Below are 16,228 nucleotides of genomic sequence, written 5' to 3'. Positions count from 1 at the left end.
TTTCGGTCTTCAAGCCTTTAGCTGCCTCGCGAGCAAACGCTTCCAGTTTCTTTTTGTCCATGTGATCTATCCTTTTCCCTGTGTGGGTGTAATGATAGACGGTTTACACAGTTTTATTTACAGGCTCGGGGCATCTGCCATTTTTTGTGCGCTGCACGTGCTATTCCGGGTGGACCATGGTAAAGGAGGACTATGCCCCGGTAAAGGTGCTGCTCCCCTTGATATGAAAAACATTTCGGCAGAGGTACATTGCAATTGGGTATCTAATTCAGTCTTTCCAGATTGCCACCCGTTTTTCCAGAAACGCATCAATCCCTTCCATCGCGTCTTCTTCCATCATGTTGCGCGCCATGACATCGGCCGCATAATCATAAGCATCGGCAAGCGCCATTTGTTTCTGCTTATAGAACATTTGTTTTCCATAGCGAATAGCTGTTGGGCTTTTGCTTAAAATATCAGTCAGCAATGCGTCAACCCGTTCATCAAGCTGTGCTTCCGGTACGGCATCATTGACCAGTCCCCAGTCCCGTGCCTTGGCAGCGTCTATGAAACGGGCGGTGACCAGCATTTCAAAGGCCCGTTTGGAAGATATATTCCGGCTTAATGCCACCGCAGGTGTGGAGCAGAAAAGGCCGACATTAATACCCGAGACCGCGAATTTGGCCGAATCGGTACAGATGGCCAGATCGCAGGCGGCTACCAGCTGACAACCTGCTGCCGTGGCAATACCTTGAACTTTGGCAATGACCGGCACCGGCAGGGACTGGATACCCTGCATGACTTTGCCACATTTGGCGAAGAGGTAACGGTAATAGGTCAGAGAGGGCTGGCTGCGCATTTCTTTCAGGTCATGGCCGGCACAAAATGCCCTGCCTGTCGATTCGATAACCACGCAGCGCAGGGAGTCATCCTGATGCAGAAGTTCAAGCTGCTCAAGCAAAGCTTGCAGCATGGCTTCAGAAAGTGCATTGAATTGACCGGGTCGGTTAAGGCGCAGGGTTACGACACCATTATTTTTGGTGGTTTGCAGAATGGGGTGTGTGCCTGTATTCATATTGTCTCCTTTGCTTGGCATTACCGGATAATTTTATATGTTGCTGGATCTTATCGTATTATGAAGTATTCAAGCCGTAGGTTGTCTTATTTATTACGTTGGTACAATACGGTATAGGGCGTATGCCTTGATTAAAAACACAATCTGGCTGACAGGCAGAGTTAATGGACTTTTATGAACGCAAAAAAATATATAGGCCCGTTTTGCCAATCAATATTAAATATACGGGTTTTATTGTCATTGCTAATAATTGGCAATGGATTATGGTTGACGTTACCTGTTCTGTCTAAATACTTCAATCACTTTGGTAAAGACACGATTGAGTTTGTGCATTGGATGCAAACCTTGGGATTTTTTCATTTACTTGAACTGCCCCGTTTTGCATTAGGCACTTGCCTGGTGTTATTTGGTTTTTTCCTGTTTAAAGGAGCCCGGCTAGCCTGGTCTTTTAGTCTTATTGCCTTGGTGTTATTGCTTGTTCTGGATATAACACTGGGTAGTGCCTATTTGATTCATGGTGCTTATTCTTCAGTTTTATTGGTTCTGCTAATACATTTTTGGAAACAATTTCCGAATCAGAGCATCAGCAACACAGCAGGGGTGGCTGTTTTCAGTATTGCCATCCTTAATGTTTATTCAGTATTGGGTTCTTTATATTTGGGTTCACACTTCAATCCAAACATTACCGATGTTTTTCAGGCCTTTTATTTTTCCATGGTAAGCATGGCAACAGTGGGGTATGGAGATATCGTTCCGGTAACGATAGAATCACGTCTTTTTACGGTTAGTGTCGTTTTTTTTGGTATTACTATTTTTACCACTTCAGTGGTGTACTTGGCAGGTATTGCGGCAACTGATACACGCAAAATCGTCAATAAAAGGTTGTTAAAAATGAAAAATCATTATGTTATTGTTGGCGCCTCTCAAGTAGCGGTTTTTGTGTATAACGGTTTGAAAAAACGGGGTTTGCAGACTGTTATCGTATGTGATGAACAGCACCGGGATTTATTTCCTCCCGATGCCCTTGTCGTGTCTGGTGAAGTGACCGAGATTGCGACCCTGGATAAGGCTTCTGTGAAAGATGCGTATTGTGTGATGGCATTGGAAAAGAGCGATGTGGAAAACACTTATGTTTTATTGGCGGTAAAGGAAATTGCGGGTGACAAGGTTAAAACCATTACCATGATTAATGAAGAACGTAATCGCAGTAAATTACAACTTTTGCATGTTGATTATATATTTTCATTACCTGAAATGGGCAGTGAGGTTTTAATGAAGTATTTAAGCGGTGAGACAATTGATAACAATACGATTGCTGATTTGGTCATCCACCATAGTTAACATTAACTAAAGCCAGGGTACCGTGATTATTTATAACTCTTCAAATGGATACTGGTTTCTGAATTACTGATGTGTTTTATCAGCCGAATTCGCTCCAGTGCCTGCCCCAGTTCATCCAGGGTTTGCGCCTGCAGTTCGGCCAGCAAGTCCCAGCGGCCATTGGTGTCATGCAAGGCAACCACGCAGGGTTCACCCAGTAAGCTGGCCACGGCCTGCCGGGTGGCGTTGCCTTCAATGGCAATACTCATCCAGGCGGTAATAGGCCGGTTCTGGCTAGTGGGGCGCAGCTGCACCGAATAACCGGTAATCACGCCGTCATCTTCCAGTTTCAGCATGCGGTTGCGCACCGTGCCGCGTGAGACCTGCAGTTTCTGGGCCAGATCGGCAATCGTATAGCGGGCATTTTGGCGTAAAAGAGCAATAAGTGCCTGATCTATCGTATCCATAATTGTCATTCCGATAAGCTGTTCTGTCATTATGATAGAAAATTGCTCAAATGTATGCAAAATGCGGGCTGTCAATTGATGGTGTCATGCCTCAGACTATAGCTAACAGTTTGAATGATAAATATAAATAAAGGAGGCTCCGCATGAATGCCTTATTACAGAATCAGTTAATGACTGAATTGATCCGCCCACAGGATATTGCCGCCATTGTCCGGAAAAAAGGCATGAAAGCCTGTCTTGACGGGGTTGCCAATTATATTTTGAAGGATTATTTGCGCTGGGATGAATTTGATAAATCCAAACGGATCGCCAAATATGTGGAAGATGGCGTGATGGAGCTGATGCCTATTGCCGATAAAACGCATTATGCGTTTAAATATGTGAATTGCCATCCGCATAATCCGGCCAAGGGTTTATCTACCGTGATTGCATTTGGTGCGCTGGTTGATGTGGCCACAGGCATGCCAATGGCCATTTCAGAGCTGACCCTGACAACGGCTTTCCGGACAGCGGCCACATCTGCCTTGGCGGCCAAATACCTGGCCCGCAAAAACAGCCGTACCATGGCCTTGATTGGCAATGGCTCCCAGGCAGAATTCCAGGCCCTGGCCTTTCATTACCTGCTGGGTATTGAAGAAATCCATCTGTATGATAAAGATCCCAAGGCTTCTGAGAAACTGGCGGGTAATCTGGCTCATACCGGCATGACGTTTGTGATTGCCAGCGATGTGGCCAGTGCTGTTAAGGGTGTGGATATTATTACCACAGTCACGGCTGAATATGCCAAAGCGCATATTATTACCCCGGATATGATAGAGCCGGGCATGCATATCAATGCAGTCGGGGGGGATTCACCTGGCAAGACAGAGTTGCATCCTGAAATCCTCTCAATGGGTACGGTGTTTGTTGAATTTGAGGAACAGACCAGGATTGAAGGTGAATTGCAGAATGTGGCGGAAGATTTTCCGGTGGTGCATTTATGGGAAGTGTTTGGCAAGACCAAGCCGGGGCGCAGTGACAATAATCAGGTAACGCTGTTTGATTCAGTCGGGTTTGCGCTGGAAGATTATTCTGCCATGCTGTTCATGCGTGATGCGGCCAAAGAACTGGGTCTGGTTCAGTCCATTTCACTGGTGCCTGAATTGGCCGATCCGAAAGACCTGTTTTCTTATTTGGGGGTAGTGCCCGCCATTCCGGTTTTGATGGATAGGATTTCTGCTGAAATCCGTTAAAGGACGGATCTGTTCTTCGTCTTAAAGAACGGGCTGGCAATTGTTTTTGCCAGCCCGTGCTCTATATGAGAAAATACCCCAACAGATTCCCAAGGAAGATGACGTGGTGGATATTCAAAATAAGCGGCTTAGCCTGATTGGCGTACCTACTGATGTCGGTGCCGGTCATCGTGGTTCCAGCATGGGTCCGGAAGCCTTGCGGGTGGCGGGTATTACCCAGTCCCTTGAGAAACTGGGGCTTGATGTGCGCGATTGTGGCAATATTCAAGGCCCGGCCAATCCATGGCAGTCACCCGTCAATGGTTACCGCCATCTTGAGCAGGTTGTAGCATGGAACCGGCTGGCTCATGATGCCATTTACGCCCAACTGCAGGAAGGCCGTTTGCCGGTCATGCTAGGGGGCGACCATTGCCTGGGTGTGGGTTCCATTAGTGCCGTGGCCCGCTATTGCCGTGAACAGCAAAAGCGGCTGCGGGTTTTATGGCTGGATGCGCATACCGACTTCAATACGGCAGAATTGTCACCCACGGGCAATATTCATGGCATGCCGGTGGCTTGCCTGTTTGGGCATGGCCCCGAGGCGCTCGTCAATATGTCGGGCACCAGTCCTGCGCTTAATGCGGACATGATCCGCCAGATTGGCATCCGCAGCGTTGATGCCGGTGAAAAGCATTTCATCCATGAGGCGGGCATAGAGGTTTTCGATATGCGTCACATAGATGAAACCGGCATGCGGCAGACTATGCAAGAGGCCTTGTATGGCCTGGACCAGGATACGCATTTGCATGTCAGTTTTGATGTGGACTTTCTTGATCCGGACATCGCACCGGGAGTGGGAACAACGGTAAGGGGGGGGCCCAATTACCGTGAAGCCCAGTTATGCATGGAAATGATTGCCGATACCGGGATGATGGCCTCTTTGGATATTGTTGAACTGAATCCGGCCCTGGATGTGCGCAATTTAACGGCGGAAATTGCGCTGGATATGGTGGAAAGCCTGTTTGGGCAAAGTACACTGGTACGTCGTAACGTTAAATAAGAGATTTTTGCCTTGCAATTGGAAAAAGATAAATCGGTGCTTGAACGCTTTTTGCATGCCTTCTGTTTTGAGGTGCTGGCGATTGGTATCAGTGCCCCCCTGGCTGCCTGGATTTCAGGTGAATCGATGGTGGATATGGGGGTGGTTACGGTTGTGATTGCCGTGATGGCCTTGCTCTGGAACATGGTTTACAACACCTTTTTTGATCGCTTGCTCAAGCGTTTCGGCTGGGTGAAAAATGTGTTCATGCGCTGCGTGCATGCGGCCGGATTCGAGTTTGGCCTGCTGGTGGTGGCCATTCCCTTTATTGCCTGGTGGCTGGATATGGGCTGGCTTGAAGCCCTTATTCTGGATTTTGGGTTGGTATTGTTTTATTTGCCTTATACCTATGTGTATAACCTGATTTATGACCGCTTGCGTGCCCGCTATTGGGGTCGTTTGGCGGCGGCTTGAAAATGAAAATCTATACCTCTGCGCAAATGCGTGAACGGGAACAGGCCGCGGTGGATGCCGGCAGCAGTTTTGAGCAATTGATGGAAAATGCCGGAACCGCGGCAGCCAGTGATATTTTGCAGCGCTTTCCGCTACCCGGACGTTGTCTTGTGGTGTGTGGCAAGGGTAATAACGGGGGCGATGGCCTGGTCATTGCCCGTTGCCTGCACGAACAGGGCTGGCAGGTGGATATCGTGTTCCTGCTTGGGGAGCAATTATCTGAATTGGCTGAACTGAACCGTCAGCGCTTGCCGCAATCCGGTCGCTTGCAAATCATGACCTTGCAGCAGCTTGCGCGGCAAAAAACCTATGATGTGTTGCTTGATGGTGTTTTTGGAACCGGATTTTCGGGGCCTTTGCCTGAAAAAGTGGGGCAATGCATGAAGGCACTGAACCAAATGTCGGGTACCCGGATTGCCCTGGATATGCCCACGGGCCTGAATTGTGATACCGGACAGGCTGATGAAAACACCTTTATGGCCGACATTACCTATACCTTTGCCGCTTACAAGCCCGCGCACTTGCTGACGCAGGCCAAGGCCTACTGTGGACAGATTGTTTGCCTGGATATCGGGATAGACTAAGACGCAGCTTGTAGCAGGTGCCATGCCCGTATTTGGATTGGCTTGTTGCAAGGTGATTGCTATTACTGGCTTACTTGGGAATTTCATTGCCTGTGCTGCACAGCCAGGCCGGTTTGCTGGCCAGCACCTGCCGGTAAACCGGACAGTCAGTATCATGGGCACCCCGCAGGTAACCGGTACTCATCAGGAATTCATTCACGATTTCCCCACCGGTAAACCTGAAGGTTTTTTTAAACAGGCGTGTCCATGCTTCTTTTGATAAAGGGTGATGGTGATTCAGCCATGCCTGGAATGAGCCGAATTCTTCCTGCAGCCCAAGTACCGTTCGGGCGTTTTCAATGGCGGCGTTTACTTTCAGGCGATTGCGGATAATACCCGCATCATTCAGCAGACGCAGGCGGTCTGCGTCCTGGTAAGCAGCGATTTTTTCTATGCTGAAACCGTCATAGGCTTGCCGGAAATTGTCCTGCTTCATCAAAATCGTGTTCCAGCTAAGCCCGGCCTGGTTGATTTCAAGAATCAGCCGGCCAAACAGTTCATTGTCATCATCCAGCGGAAAACCGTATTGGGTGTCATGGTAATCGCGGTGAACCGAGGGTTGGTGGGCGGGTAAACGGGCAACATATTCGCAATAGCTCATGGGGCTCCCGAAGGTGGATTGGGTACGTCAATCACAAGGGCTGTGGTTGGGCAGGATTCTGCTATGATGAGCGGTTATTTGTTTCCTGTCCCTCGCGCGGAATTTTTATTGTAAGTCATCCATCATGAATATGAATACCCAGCCTGCCCCAAAGTCTTTCGGAAAACCGGAACTTGCCCTGATGTTGGTGACCGTGTTCTGGGGAGCGACTTTTCTGATCGTTCAGCTGGCGGTTACGGTGAGTGAGCCGTTCTTCTTTGTCGGACTGCGGTTTGGTTGTGCCGCCCTGGCCATGTGCATACTGAGTTTTAAGCTGCTTAAAGGGCTCACCCGGCAGGAGCTATGGGCAGGGTTTTTAATCGGGATTGGCATTTTTCTGGGTTACAGTCTGCAAACCGTAGGCTTGCAAACCATTCCCAGCAGCAAATCGGCCTTTATCACGGCCCTGTATGTGCCGTTAGTGCCACTGCTGCAATGGATTTTCCTGAAAAGAAAACCTTCTGTCATGAATTGGCTGGGTATTTTTCTGGCCTTTGGTGGTTTGGCTTTGTTGGCCGGGCCCGAGGGGGTGAGTGGTGGTATTGGCAAGGGGGAGTTGTTAACGGCCCTGGGAGCGCTTGCGATTGCGGCAGAAATTATCCTGATCAGCCGTTTTGCCGGTGCCATAAACCTGTTCAGGGTCACAATTGTGCAGCTGGCAGTCACCTCGCTCATTTCTTTTGTTGTTTCGGCCGGATTGGGGGAAACGGTGCCTGCATTTTCGTGGCTGCTGTTGGTTTGTACCCTGGTTTTGGGTCTTGGAAGCGCATTTATCCAGGTCACCATGAACTGGGCACAAAAATATGTCTCGGCCACGCGGGCCACCCTGATCTACGCAGGAGAACCTGTTTGGGCAGGGGTGATAGGCCGTATTTACGGAGAACGTTTGCCCGCCCTGGCATTTTTGGGTGCCGGGCTGATTTTATTGGGCGTGTTGGTGAGTGAACTGAAATTGAAGTGGTCGGGCAGGCAGAAGACGCCCGCCGAATAACAGACGTAAGAACAGGCTCATACTTAATTAAAGTTAAAGTGATCAATACCCGCGTATTTGTTGGTTCTGGCCTGAGAATCTGCCTGTTCAGGCCCCTGGCATGGCAAGTTTGTCTGCCAGCAAATGCCTGAACGCTTCGGGTTGGCCATAGTATCGGGTATGTTCCAGTGTTTCAAGGCGGTCGCCTTTTTGCAGCACAAAGGCGGGGAACCCGTTCACCCCGGCGTAATGCATCAGCCTTAAAGTATCCTCAATATGGTGTTGTATGGAGCCCGAAAGTATTTCTTCGTAAGCCATGGCAAACTCATGACGGTCCAGTCCGATCGTTTCGGCAACATCGGTAAGCACATCCACGTGAACAATCGGTTTGCCATCACGATAATGCGCATGCTGGATGGCCTTGAGCATAAACGGGGCATGGTTTTTTTGCAGTTTTTCCGCTGCAAGAATAGCGGCAATGGGTGGCAGGGAATCAAAGATGGTGTGCGGATTGTCCAACAGCCCGTTCAGATAGGCCTCGCCAAAAACCTGGCCGGTCATTTGGGCAATTCGGGCATCGGACTGCCTGATCATGTCGCGTTTGCCAGCAGGAATGTGCATGCGCTGGAACAGGCCGCCCGCATGCAATTCAAGCTCATATAAACCACTGCCCGAGGCCATGGCGGATTCCAGCAGGCTTTCCGCGGCATAGCACCAGCCGCACAATGGGTCGTATATATAATGAAGTTTGGTCTGCATGGAGAAACCTCCTGTTTGAAACAAGGGATATTGGGGGTTGGCCAGTTTGTAATCGGTACTGGCTGACGTTAATGTACCTTAATCATGGCGGCAGTGCGTATAATTGAAAAACAAGTGAATGATATTTATTTTTACTTGAATCAGGGGTGAGTCGTAAGATTTGGGCAAGGGCATGTTTTGAAATGAAACCGTTAAGGAATCTGAAATGACAATACGCATTGAACGGGATAGCATGGGTGAACTTGAGGTGCCTGCAGAGGCGCTTTACGGGGCACAAACGCAGAGGGCCATTAATAACTTCCCGGTAAGCGGACAACGCTTGCCCAAGGCGTTTATTGCCGCGCTGTTAACGGCTAAAGTAGCGGCGGCCAGGGCCAATGCCAAGCTGGGACACCTGCCTGAAGCCATGGGCCAGGCCATTGAAACCGCAGCGAACGAATTGTTGGCCAGCAACGATTTCATGGTGCATTTCCCAATCGATGTGTACCAGACCGGTTCGGGCACCAGTACCAATATGAATGCCAATGAAGTACTGGCAACCCTGGCAACGCAGATTTATGGCAGTACTGTCAGCCCCAATGATCATATCAATTTCGGGCAAAGCAGTAACGACATTATTCCCGGCACAATCCATATCAGTGCCGCGATTGAACTGGATAAAAAACTGCTGCCGGCGCTTGCCCACCTGGCTGCCGTGATTCGTGACAAGGCCGCAACGGTAGACCGGTATGTTAAAACCGGTCGCACTCATTTAATGGATGCCATGCCGGTTCGCCTTAGCCAGAGCCTGACCGGCTGGGCCGTACAAATTGAACAGAATATCCGCCAGCTGCAGGCAACCCGACCCCTGTTGCACAGTCTGGCACAGGGCGGGACGGCAGTGGGTACGGGCATTAATGCCGATCCGGCGTTTGCCGCCGAGTTTAGCCGTCAATTAAGTGAAATAACGGGTTTGTCCTTTACACCGGCAGAAAGCTTTTTTGCCCATATCGGCTCACAGGATATCGCGGTGTCCTTGTCGGGGCAGTTGAAAACAACGGCCGTCTCCATCATGAAGATCGCCAATGACCTGCGCTGGATGAATTCCGGGCCATTGGCCGGTTTGGCCGAGATCGAACTGGAGGCCTTGCAGCCGGGCTCTTCCATTATGCCGGGCAAGGTCAATCCGGTTATCCCCGAGGCCGCGGCCATGGTGGCCGCACAGGTGATGGGTAATGATGCGGCCATTACCGTTGGCGGCCAGGCGGGCAATTTTGAATTGAACGTGATGCTGCCCATGATTGCGCATAATTTGCTTAACAGCATTGAGCTTTTGGCCAATATTGCCGTTTTGCTGGCAGACAAGAGCATTAAAACCTTCAGGGTGAATGAAGCCCGTTTGCAAGAGGCCCTGGCCCGCAACCCGATTCTGGTGACGGCGCTTAATCCAATCATTGGCTATCTGAAAGCGGCGGAAATTGCCAAGCAGGCCTATAAAGAAGGGCGTCCGATTGTGGATGTGGCAGCCGAGCAGACGGATATCCCGCGGGATGAGCTGCTACGCCTGCTTGACCCGATGAAATTGACACAGGGTGGTTTGTAATTAATATGGAACAACTGGAGTTCTTTGAAATTCCCAGCCCTTGCATTGGTGTGTGTGAAGCCAATGCAAGGGGGTACTGTAAAGGCTGTTTTCGCAGCCGTGAAGAGCGTTTTAACTGGCAGACCTATTCCGACCCGCAAAAACGTGAGGTGATCCGTTTGTGCCAGATGCGCAAACAGCGAGCCGTGCTGGCGCTGCTGGAGGCCAGGAAAAAAGAGGAAGCTGGCGGGAATTAATAATTATTAATGACTGGCTATGGTATATCCGTGAGCCCTTTGACTGGAAAACAAGCAGTAATCAAGATGAAAAAAAGTTTGACTGTATTCGTGGTGGTATTGAATACATTGTTTGGGCAGGCGCAGGCCGTGCAACTGAAGGGCAAGGTTGTTAATATTGCCGATGGTGATACCTTAACCATTCTTCAACATGATAAAACCCAAAAGCGTATCCGTCTGGGGGAAATTGACGCACCGGAAAGCAAACAGGCTTTTGGACAGCGCTCAAAAGAGTCATTAATTCAGCTATGCGGCGGCAGGAATGCCGTGGTGCAGGTGCAGGATATCGACCGTTATGGCCGTGTCGTGGGCCGGGTAAGCTGTAATGGCGTGGACACCACTGCAGAGCAGGTGCGCCGTGGCATGGCCTGGGTGTACGACGGTTATGCCAAGGATAAAAGCCTGTATGAGGTGCAAAGCCAGGCAAAAAAAGCCCGCAAGGGTTTGTGGGCCGATGCCAGTCCGGTTCCGCCATGGCTTTGGCGCAAGGGGCAGACAACGGCTCAGGCCGCTACGCAATCGGGTAGTAAAGCTGTGAGTGGGGAGGTGCGTGGTAACAAAAATTCCAGGGTTTATCATTTATCCAATTGCCCGGGTTATACCGCAATGAATCCCAAAAATGTGCTGTCTTTTAAAACCGAGAAAGAGGCCCGTGCAGCTGGGTTTCGCAAAGCGGGTAATTGTCCTGGATAGAGATTGTCTTCTGTGCCTGTTTTTCTTAAATTTAGCTGGGCGCTTTATGATAAAAACAGTTACCCAATTACCGTAAAAAATAAGCTTATATCAAAATATCTAAATAATTTTCTTGTATTTTGTCTGACGGTAAACCCTATTTATAGTTGTAACCATATCTTCATAAATATGGGTTTTTATCATGGCAGCTTCTTTACAAACCATTCACGAACCGGGCGGCTTTTCAGCTGAGCAAGCATTTACCGTCAATGCATTGCCTGCCCTTGGGGCCGAAATTTTTAATATTGATCTTGGCCGGGAAATGAGTGCAAATAATCTTGCACAGATCAAACAGGCTTTTCTGGAACATCATGTATTGGTTTTTCGTGACCAGGACATCACGCCAGAACAGCATGTTGCATTCAGCCGTTTTTTTGGCCCCCTGCAAATTCATGTTCTTAAGCAATTCCAGCTGGCAAATCACCCTGAAATCCTGATTATTTCAAATATAAAAGAAAATGAAAGGCCTATTGGGCTGGGTGATGCCGGTGCGTTCTGGCATTCAGACTTGTCATACAAGGAAATTCCCAGCCTGGGATCATTACTGTATGCCCGTCAATTGCCGGCTGAAGGGGGCGATACGCATTTTGCGGATATGCATCTGGCCTGGCAGACCTTGCCACTGCATTTGAAAAAAGCCATTGAAGGCAAACAGGCTGAACATACGTATATCAAGAAATATGCCGAATTGCAGGCCCGCTCGCCATGGCGGCCCAATCTTACGCAAGCACAGCTTGAAGAAGTCAAACCGGTCGTGCATCCGGTAGTAAGCCGTCATCCCGAGACGGGTTTGAATACGCTTTTTGTGAATGAAAATTTCACCTCCCGCATTATTGGCCTGCCACAGGATGAAAGTGATGATTTGCTGGCGCAGCTGTTTGCGCATAGCGTCAAACCCGAGAATGTTTATATCCATCAATGGCAGGATAATGATCTGGTGTTCTGGGATAACCGTTCCGTGATTCACCTGGCGGCAGGTACGCCTGACCATTTGCCACGAAAACTGTACCGCACCACGGTTGAAGGTACCAGGCCCTTAGCAGCCTGAATAAAGAAATAATAATTCAATATTAAAATTTAAGGATGAGAATATGTTTTTGAAAAATTCAAAAAAACGGTTGTTGGCTTCAATCCTGACGCTGTTCAGCATCACGTCTTTTGCCCCGGCTCATGCCGAAGGCCAGATTCGTATTGCCGAACAGCATGGCATTATTTATTTGTTGTTGCATGTGGCACAAGACCAGAAGCTGATTGAAAAGCATGGCAAAGAGCAGGGGCTGGATATCAGGCCGGAATGGGTCAAGCTGTCTGGTGGCGCTGCCATCAATGATGCCTTGCTGTCGAATTCGATTGATATTGCCGGTGCCGGTGTTGCTCCCTTGTTGACCATTTGGGATAAAACCAAAGGCAAGCAGAATATACGCGGTGTGGCTTCTTTGGGCAATTATCCCTATAAGCTGATTAGCACCAATCCCAATGTGAAAACGATTGCCGATTTCACGGAAAAAGACCGTATTGCCTTGCCCAATGCCGGTGTCTCGGTGCAGTCACGCATTTTGCAGCTGGCTTCTGCCAAGCTGTGGGGCGAAGAAAACTATAAAAAGCTGGACAGGCTGTCGGTCACTGTTCCGCATCCCGAGGCAACAGCTGCCATTCTGAAAGAGGGTACGGAAATCAACGCACACTTTGCGACACCTCCGTTCCAGGACCAGGAGCTGGCCGGTAACCCCAATGCCCATGTGGTGCTGGAGGCGTATGATGTACTGGGTGGGCCTTCCACTGCAACCGTTTTGTATGCCACAGAAAAGTACCGTGCGGAAAACCCCAAAACCTATCAGGCTTTTATTGCCGCGCTGGATGAAGCCGCCCAATATATTAAAAACAATCCTGAAGGTGCGGCAGATGCCTATCTGAGAGTCAATAAGAGCAATATAGACCGTGATCAGTTGCTGGCAATTATCAAGAGTCCTGACATTGAGGTCAAATTGACGCCACAAAATACGTTTACCCTGGCTGATTTCATGCATCGTGTCGGTGCCATCAAGAACAAGCCCGCCTCGGCCCAGGATTATTTCTTTGACGATGCACACAACGCGTCGGGGAGCTGAGCATAATGAGTCACGGTCTTACCCTGGCCTTTCAGGCACGAACGGATTTTGTGGATAACGGCTCATTGGCAGCAGTGGCTGACGGTGTTGAGGTGAGCCCGAAACTACCATCATGGCCTACGGTGGAACCCCTGCTGGCTGTCAAGAATGTTCATCTGGAATATGCAACCGACAAAAGCATTGTGCGCGCCACCTATGATGTGAGTTTCAATGTGTATGGCGCTGACCGCTTTATTTTGCTGGGTCCTTCAGGTTGTGGAAAATCCAGTTTGCTGAAATCGGTCGCGGGGTTTTTACCGCCCCGTGCCGGCTCGATTGAACTGGACGGCCAGGTGGTTCGCAAGGCAGGTCCTGACCGGGTCGTGGTGTTTCAGGAGTTTGACCAGCTGGCACCATGGAAGACCGTCAAGCAAAATGTCATGTTTGCCCTGCAGGCTTCCCGTACCCTGGGGAAAAAAGAAGCGTCTGAGCGGGCTGAGCATTATTTGCACAAAGTGGGGCTAAGCCGCTTTTTCAATGCTTATCCGCATACCTTGTCGGGCGGCATGAAGCAGCGTGTGGCCATTGCCCGCGCGATGGCCATGGAGCCCAAAATCCTGCTGATGGACGAGCCTTTTGCCGCACTGGATGCCCTGACCCGTCGCAAAATGCAGGAGGAGTTGCTGGCCTTGTGGGAAGACACCAAATTTACCCTGATGTTTGTGACGCATTCAATTGAAGAAGCCCTGGTATTGGGTAATCGCATCCTGTTGCTGTCACCGCATCCAGGCAGGGTCAAAGCGGAAATCAACAGCCATCAGTTTTCCCTGGATAGTGCGGGCAGTCGTGAGTTCCAGGCAACTGCCCAGCGCATCCATCATTTATTATTCAACGAACAGGCGTAGTTTTATGAGTACCTTATCCCATGCCGCCAGTGGCGTTATTCCGGGTGAACCTCCCGTTCGTCCCGAATATGAAATTGATCTAAAGCCCTTTAATCATGAAGCAAACAGTAACATTGCGCTTGAGAAAAAGCTGTCTTTGGCACAAAGGCTGTGGCGCATTGATGGCATCCGTAAAATGGGTATTCTTCTGGTGCTTGCACTGGTTTGGGAAGTGGCTGCCCGTGTTACCGATAATGACTTGCTGTTACCGACGTTTGTACAAACGTTTGAGGCTTTTGTGGCGGGAATTGCCAACGGGGAATTGCTTGAACGCGTTAGCGTCTCGCTAGGGGTGCTGTTGCAGGGTTATGCCCTGGGGATTGTGATGGCCTTTATGTTGACGACCATTGCCGTTTCAACCCAGCTCGGCCGCGATATTCTGTCCACCTTTACAGCCATGCTCAACCCTTTGCCAGCGATTGCCTTGCTACCCCTGGCCTTGATGTGGTTTGGCCTGGGTGAGGGCAGCCTTATTTTTGTGCTGGTGCATTCCGTGCTATGGCCCCTGGCCCTGAATACGTTCTCGGGTTTTCAGGGGGTGCCGGCTACCTTGCGCATGGCTGGCCGCAATTATGGCCTAAGTGGCATTGGCTATGTCGTGCATATTTTGATTCCTGCTGCCTTGCCTTCCATTTTGTCGGGCCTGAAAGTGGGGTGGGCCTTTGCCTGGCGTACCCTGATTGCGGCTGAACTGGTGTTTGGGGCGTCTTCGGGTGAGGGTGGTCTGGGCTGGTATATTTTCCAGAACCGCAATGAGCTGAATACCGACAAGGTCTTTGCCGGTCTGGCGATGGTGATTATTCTGGGCCTGCTGGTGGAGGGGCTGATTTTCAAAACGCTGGAAAGGGTAACGATTCGGCGCTGGGGGATTCAGCATTAAGCAAGTCGTGGGACCTTGAAATAACATTTCAACGGAAATTTATATATAAAAAAAACCGAACCTGTTTTGCAGGCTCGGTTTTTTAATGTTCCATCAACAGGCCTGATCAAGTCTGTTTAAAGCAATAACAGCAAACAATTATTTGGCAGGTGCCTTGGCAAAACGCAGGTAAGGCAGTTTAATGTCGAGTTCGCCAAATTTTTCTTTGGCCTGTTCATCGTTAAGACTTAAGGCCACAATGACGTCTTCGCCAGGTTGCCAGTCGGCGGGTGTGGCCACAGGCACACCATCGGTTGCCTGAATGGCATCTAGGGCACGTAAAATCTCGGCAAAGTTACGGCCGACAGACATGGGGTAAGCCAGGGTCAGGCGGATTTTTTTGTCTGGACCAATAATAAAGACAGTACGTACGGTGGCGCTGTCGGCGGGGGTGCGGCCATCGGGCAGGTAGGCGTCGGCAGGCAGCATGTTGTACAGCTTGGCTACTTGCAGGGACGTGTCGTCAATGATGGGGAAGTCGGCAGGTGAGCCGCAAACCGCTTCAATATCACGCTTCCATTTGTGGTGCTCATCAACGCTGTCTACCGAAACACCCATGACCTTGGTGTTTCGTTTGGCAAAATCCCCAGCCAGGCGGGCGACTGCGCCGAATTCGGTGGTGCAAACAGGGGTAAAGTCTTTGGGGTGTGAAAACAGAATGGCGTAGCTGTCGCCCATCCAGTCGTGCAAAGTTAATTCACCAGCGGTAGAGTCGGTCGTGAAGTTTGGTGCAATATCATTAATACGAAGTGACATGTCGAATCCCTTGTGAGTTAATAGATGGACCGGTACCGATCCGGGTAGGGCCTGCCAGCGACTGAACCTGAGGCAGGCTGGTTTTGCATATAACGATGACTACGTTTTGTTATATAAATAAATATTATATAAAATAGTATATTAATAGAAAAAATTATGCAACAGTTTATAGTTTGAAAATATCTATGGCGTTGAATAAAATTATACGTTCCACGCAGGAGTGAAGTGACCCCCAAATGTTGGACGGTTAAAAACTAGGCAGCTAAAACCTGAGTCCGGTATTGTACTGGACTCAGGCCATTTAATTTGAGCTTGATACGCTTGTGATTATAGTAGT

The 16,228-nt window shown here is 49.6% G+C and carries 19 protein-coding genes; 13 read left to right on the top strand and 6 right to left on the bottom strand.

Features of this window, described 5'->3' with window-relative positions:
- Positions 1–268: 268 nt before the first annotated feature.
- The gene (locus tag IE074_RS14225) at positions 269–1,054 is read right to left on the bottom strand and encodes an enoyl-CoA hydratase (protein WP_189386111.1); all 786 of its coding nucleotides are present in this window, start codon (positions 1,052–1,054) and stop codon (positions 269–271) included.
- Positions 1,055–1,228: 174 nt separating this feature from the next.
- Between IE074_RS14225 and IE074_RS14220 the strand changes: the two genes are divergently transcribed.
- Positions 1,229–2,395 (top strand): ion channel, encoded by a 1,167-nt coding sequence (locus IE074_RS14220; RefSeq protein ID WP_189386110.1) that lies wholly within the window; start codon positions 1,229–1,231, stop codon positions 2,393–2,395.
- A gap of 26 nt (positions 2,396–2,421) precedes the next feature.
- On the opposite strand, the gene IE074_RS14215 is transcribed toward IE074_RS14220, so the two are convergent.
- On the bottom strand, positions 2,422–2,841 hold the full coding sequence (locus tag IE074_RS14215) for an Lrp/AsnC family transcriptional regulator (protein WP_189386109.1): 420 nt from the start codon (positions 2,839–2,841) through the stop codon (positions 2,422–2,424).
- 143 nt (positions 2,842–2,984) lie between these two features.
- Between IE074_RS14215 and ocd the strand changes: the two genes are divergently transcribed.
- The 4 genes from ocd (at position 2,985) to IE074_RS14195 (ending at position 6,188) form a co-directional block, all read left to right on the top strand.
- Entirely contained in the window at positions 2,985–4,073 is a 1,089-nt protein-coding gene (gene ocd / locus IE074_RS14210; RefSeq protein ID WP_189386108.1) for an ornithine cyclodeaminase, read from the top strand.
- Positions 4,074–4,176: 103 nt separating this feature from the next.
- On the top strand, positions 4,177–5,112 hold the full coding sequence (gene rocF, locus IE074_RS14205) for an arginase (protein ID WP_229794041.1): 936 nt from the start codon (positions 4,177–4,179) through the stop codon (positions 5,110–5,112).
- 12 nt (positions 5,113–5,124) lie between these two features.
- Complete coding sequence (locus IE074_RS14200) at positions 5,125–5,565, top strand: multidrug/biocide efflux PACE transporter (protein WP_229794039.1); 441 nt, start codon at positions 5,125–5,127, stop codon at positions 5,563–5,565.
- Positions 5,566–5,567: 2 nt separating this feature from the next.
- Entirely contained in the window at positions 5,568–6,188 is a 621-nt protein-coding gene (locus tag IE074_RS14195; protein ID WP_189386107.1) for an NAD(P)H-hydrate epimerase, read from the top strand.
- A 70-nt stretch (positions 6,189–6,258) separates the two neighbouring features.
- On the opposite strand, the gene IE074_RS14190 is transcribed toward IE074_RS14195, so the two are convergent.
- The gene (locus IE074_RS14190; RefSeq protein WP_189386106.1) at positions 6,259–6,828 is read right to left on the bottom strand and encodes a DNA-3-methyladenine glycosylase I; all 570 of its coding nucleotides are present in this window, start codon (positions 6,826–6,828) and stop codon (positions 6,259–6,261) included.
- Between the two features lie 124 nt (positions 6,829–6,952).
- Here IE074_RS14190 and IE074_RS14185 point away from each other — a divergent pair, with 124 nt between their 5' ends.
- Positions 6,953–7,858, top strand: coding sequence for a DMT family transporter (locus IE074_RS14185; RefSeq protein ID WP_373297826.1), 906 nt, complete (start codon positions 6,953–6,955; stop codon positions 7,856–7,858).
- 87 nt (positions 7,859–7,945) lie between these two features.
- On the opposite strand, the gene IE074_RS14180 is transcribed toward IE074_RS14185, so the two are convergent.
- Entirely contained in the window at positions 7,946–8,596 is a 651-nt protein-coding gene (locus tag IE074_RS14180; RefSeq protein WP_189386105.1) for a DsbA family protein, read from the bottom strand.
- Positions 8,597–8,801: 205 nt separating this feature from the next.
- Here IE074_RS14180 and IE074_RS14175 point away from each other — a divergent pair, with 205 nt between their 5' ends.
- The 7 genes from IE074_RS14175 (at position 8,802) to IE074_RS14145 (ending at position 15,096) form a co-directional block, all read left to right on the top strand.
- Complete coding sequence (locus IE074_RS14175) at positions 8,802–10,178, top strand: class II fumarate hydratase (protein ID WP_189386104.1); 1,377 nt, start codon at positions 8,802–8,804, stop codon at positions 10,176–10,178.
- A 5-nt stretch (positions 10,179–10,183) separates the two neighbouring features.
- On the top strand, positions 10,184–10,414 hold the full coding sequence (locus IE074_RS14170; protein WP_189386103.1) for a DUF1289 domain-containing protein: 231 nt from the start codon (positions 10,184–10,186) through the stop codon (positions 10,412–10,414).
- A gap of 66 nt (positions 10,415–10,480) precedes the next feature.
- The gene (locus tag IE074_RS14165; RefSeq protein WP_189386102.1) at positions 10,481–11,146 is read left to right on the top strand and encodes a thermonuclease family protein; all 666 of its coding nucleotides are present in this window, start codon (positions 10,481–10,483) and stop codon (positions 11,144–11,146) included.
- Between the two features lie 181 nt (positions 11,147–11,327).
- The gene (locus IE074_RS14160) at positions 11,328–12,233 is read left to right on the top strand and encodes a TauD/TfdA dioxygenase family protein (RefSeq protein WP_189386101.1); all 906 of its coding nucleotides are present in this window, start codon (positions 11,328–11,330) and stop codon (positions 12,231–12,233) included.
- Between the two features lie 43 nt (positions 12,234–12,276).
- Positions 12,277–13,293, top strand: coding sequence for an ABC transporter substrate-binding protein (locus tag IE074_RS14155; protein ID WP_189386100.1), 1,017 nt, complete (start codon positions 12,277–12,279; stop codon positions 13,291–13,293).
- Positions 13,294–13,298: 5 nt separating this feature from the next.
- A complete protein-coding gene (locus IE074_RS14150) occupies positions 13,299–14,177 on the top strand; it encodes an ABC transporter ATP-binding protein (RefSeq protein ID WP_189386099.1) in 879 nt (292 codons plus the stop codon).
- 4 nt (positions 14,178–14,181) lie between these two features.
- Positions 14,182–15,096: an ABC transporter permease gene (locus tag IE074_RS14145; protein ID WP_189386098.1), complete on the top strand. Its 915-nt coding sequence runs from the start codon at positions 14,182–14,184 to the stop codon at positions 15,094–15,096.
- Positions 15,097–15,234: 138 nt separating this feature from the next.
- Here IE074_RS14145 and IE074_RS14140 read toward each other — a convergent pair whose 3' ends face one another.
- Together IE074_RS14140 and IE074_RS14135 are read right to left on the bottom strand one after the other, a co-directional pair.
- Complete coding sequence (locus tag IE074_RS14140) at positions 15,235–15,891, bottom strand: peroxiredoxin (protein ID WP_189386097.1); 657 nt, start codon at positions 15,889–15,891, stop codon at positions 15,235–15,237.
- Between the two features lie 254 nt (positions 15,892–16,145).
- The coding region (locus IE074_RS14135) for an IS3 family transposase (protein WP_189385467.1) at positions 16,146–16,228 on the bottom strand (83 nt) is incomplete at its 5' end.

It is taken from the genome of Advenella faeciporci, from assembly GCF_014652395.1.
Lineage (GTDB): Bacteria > Pseudomonadota > Gammaproteobacteria > Burkholderiales > Burkholderiaceae_B > Advenella > Advenella faeciporci.
This window is presented reverse-complemented; position numbering and strand designations above follow the sequence as displayed.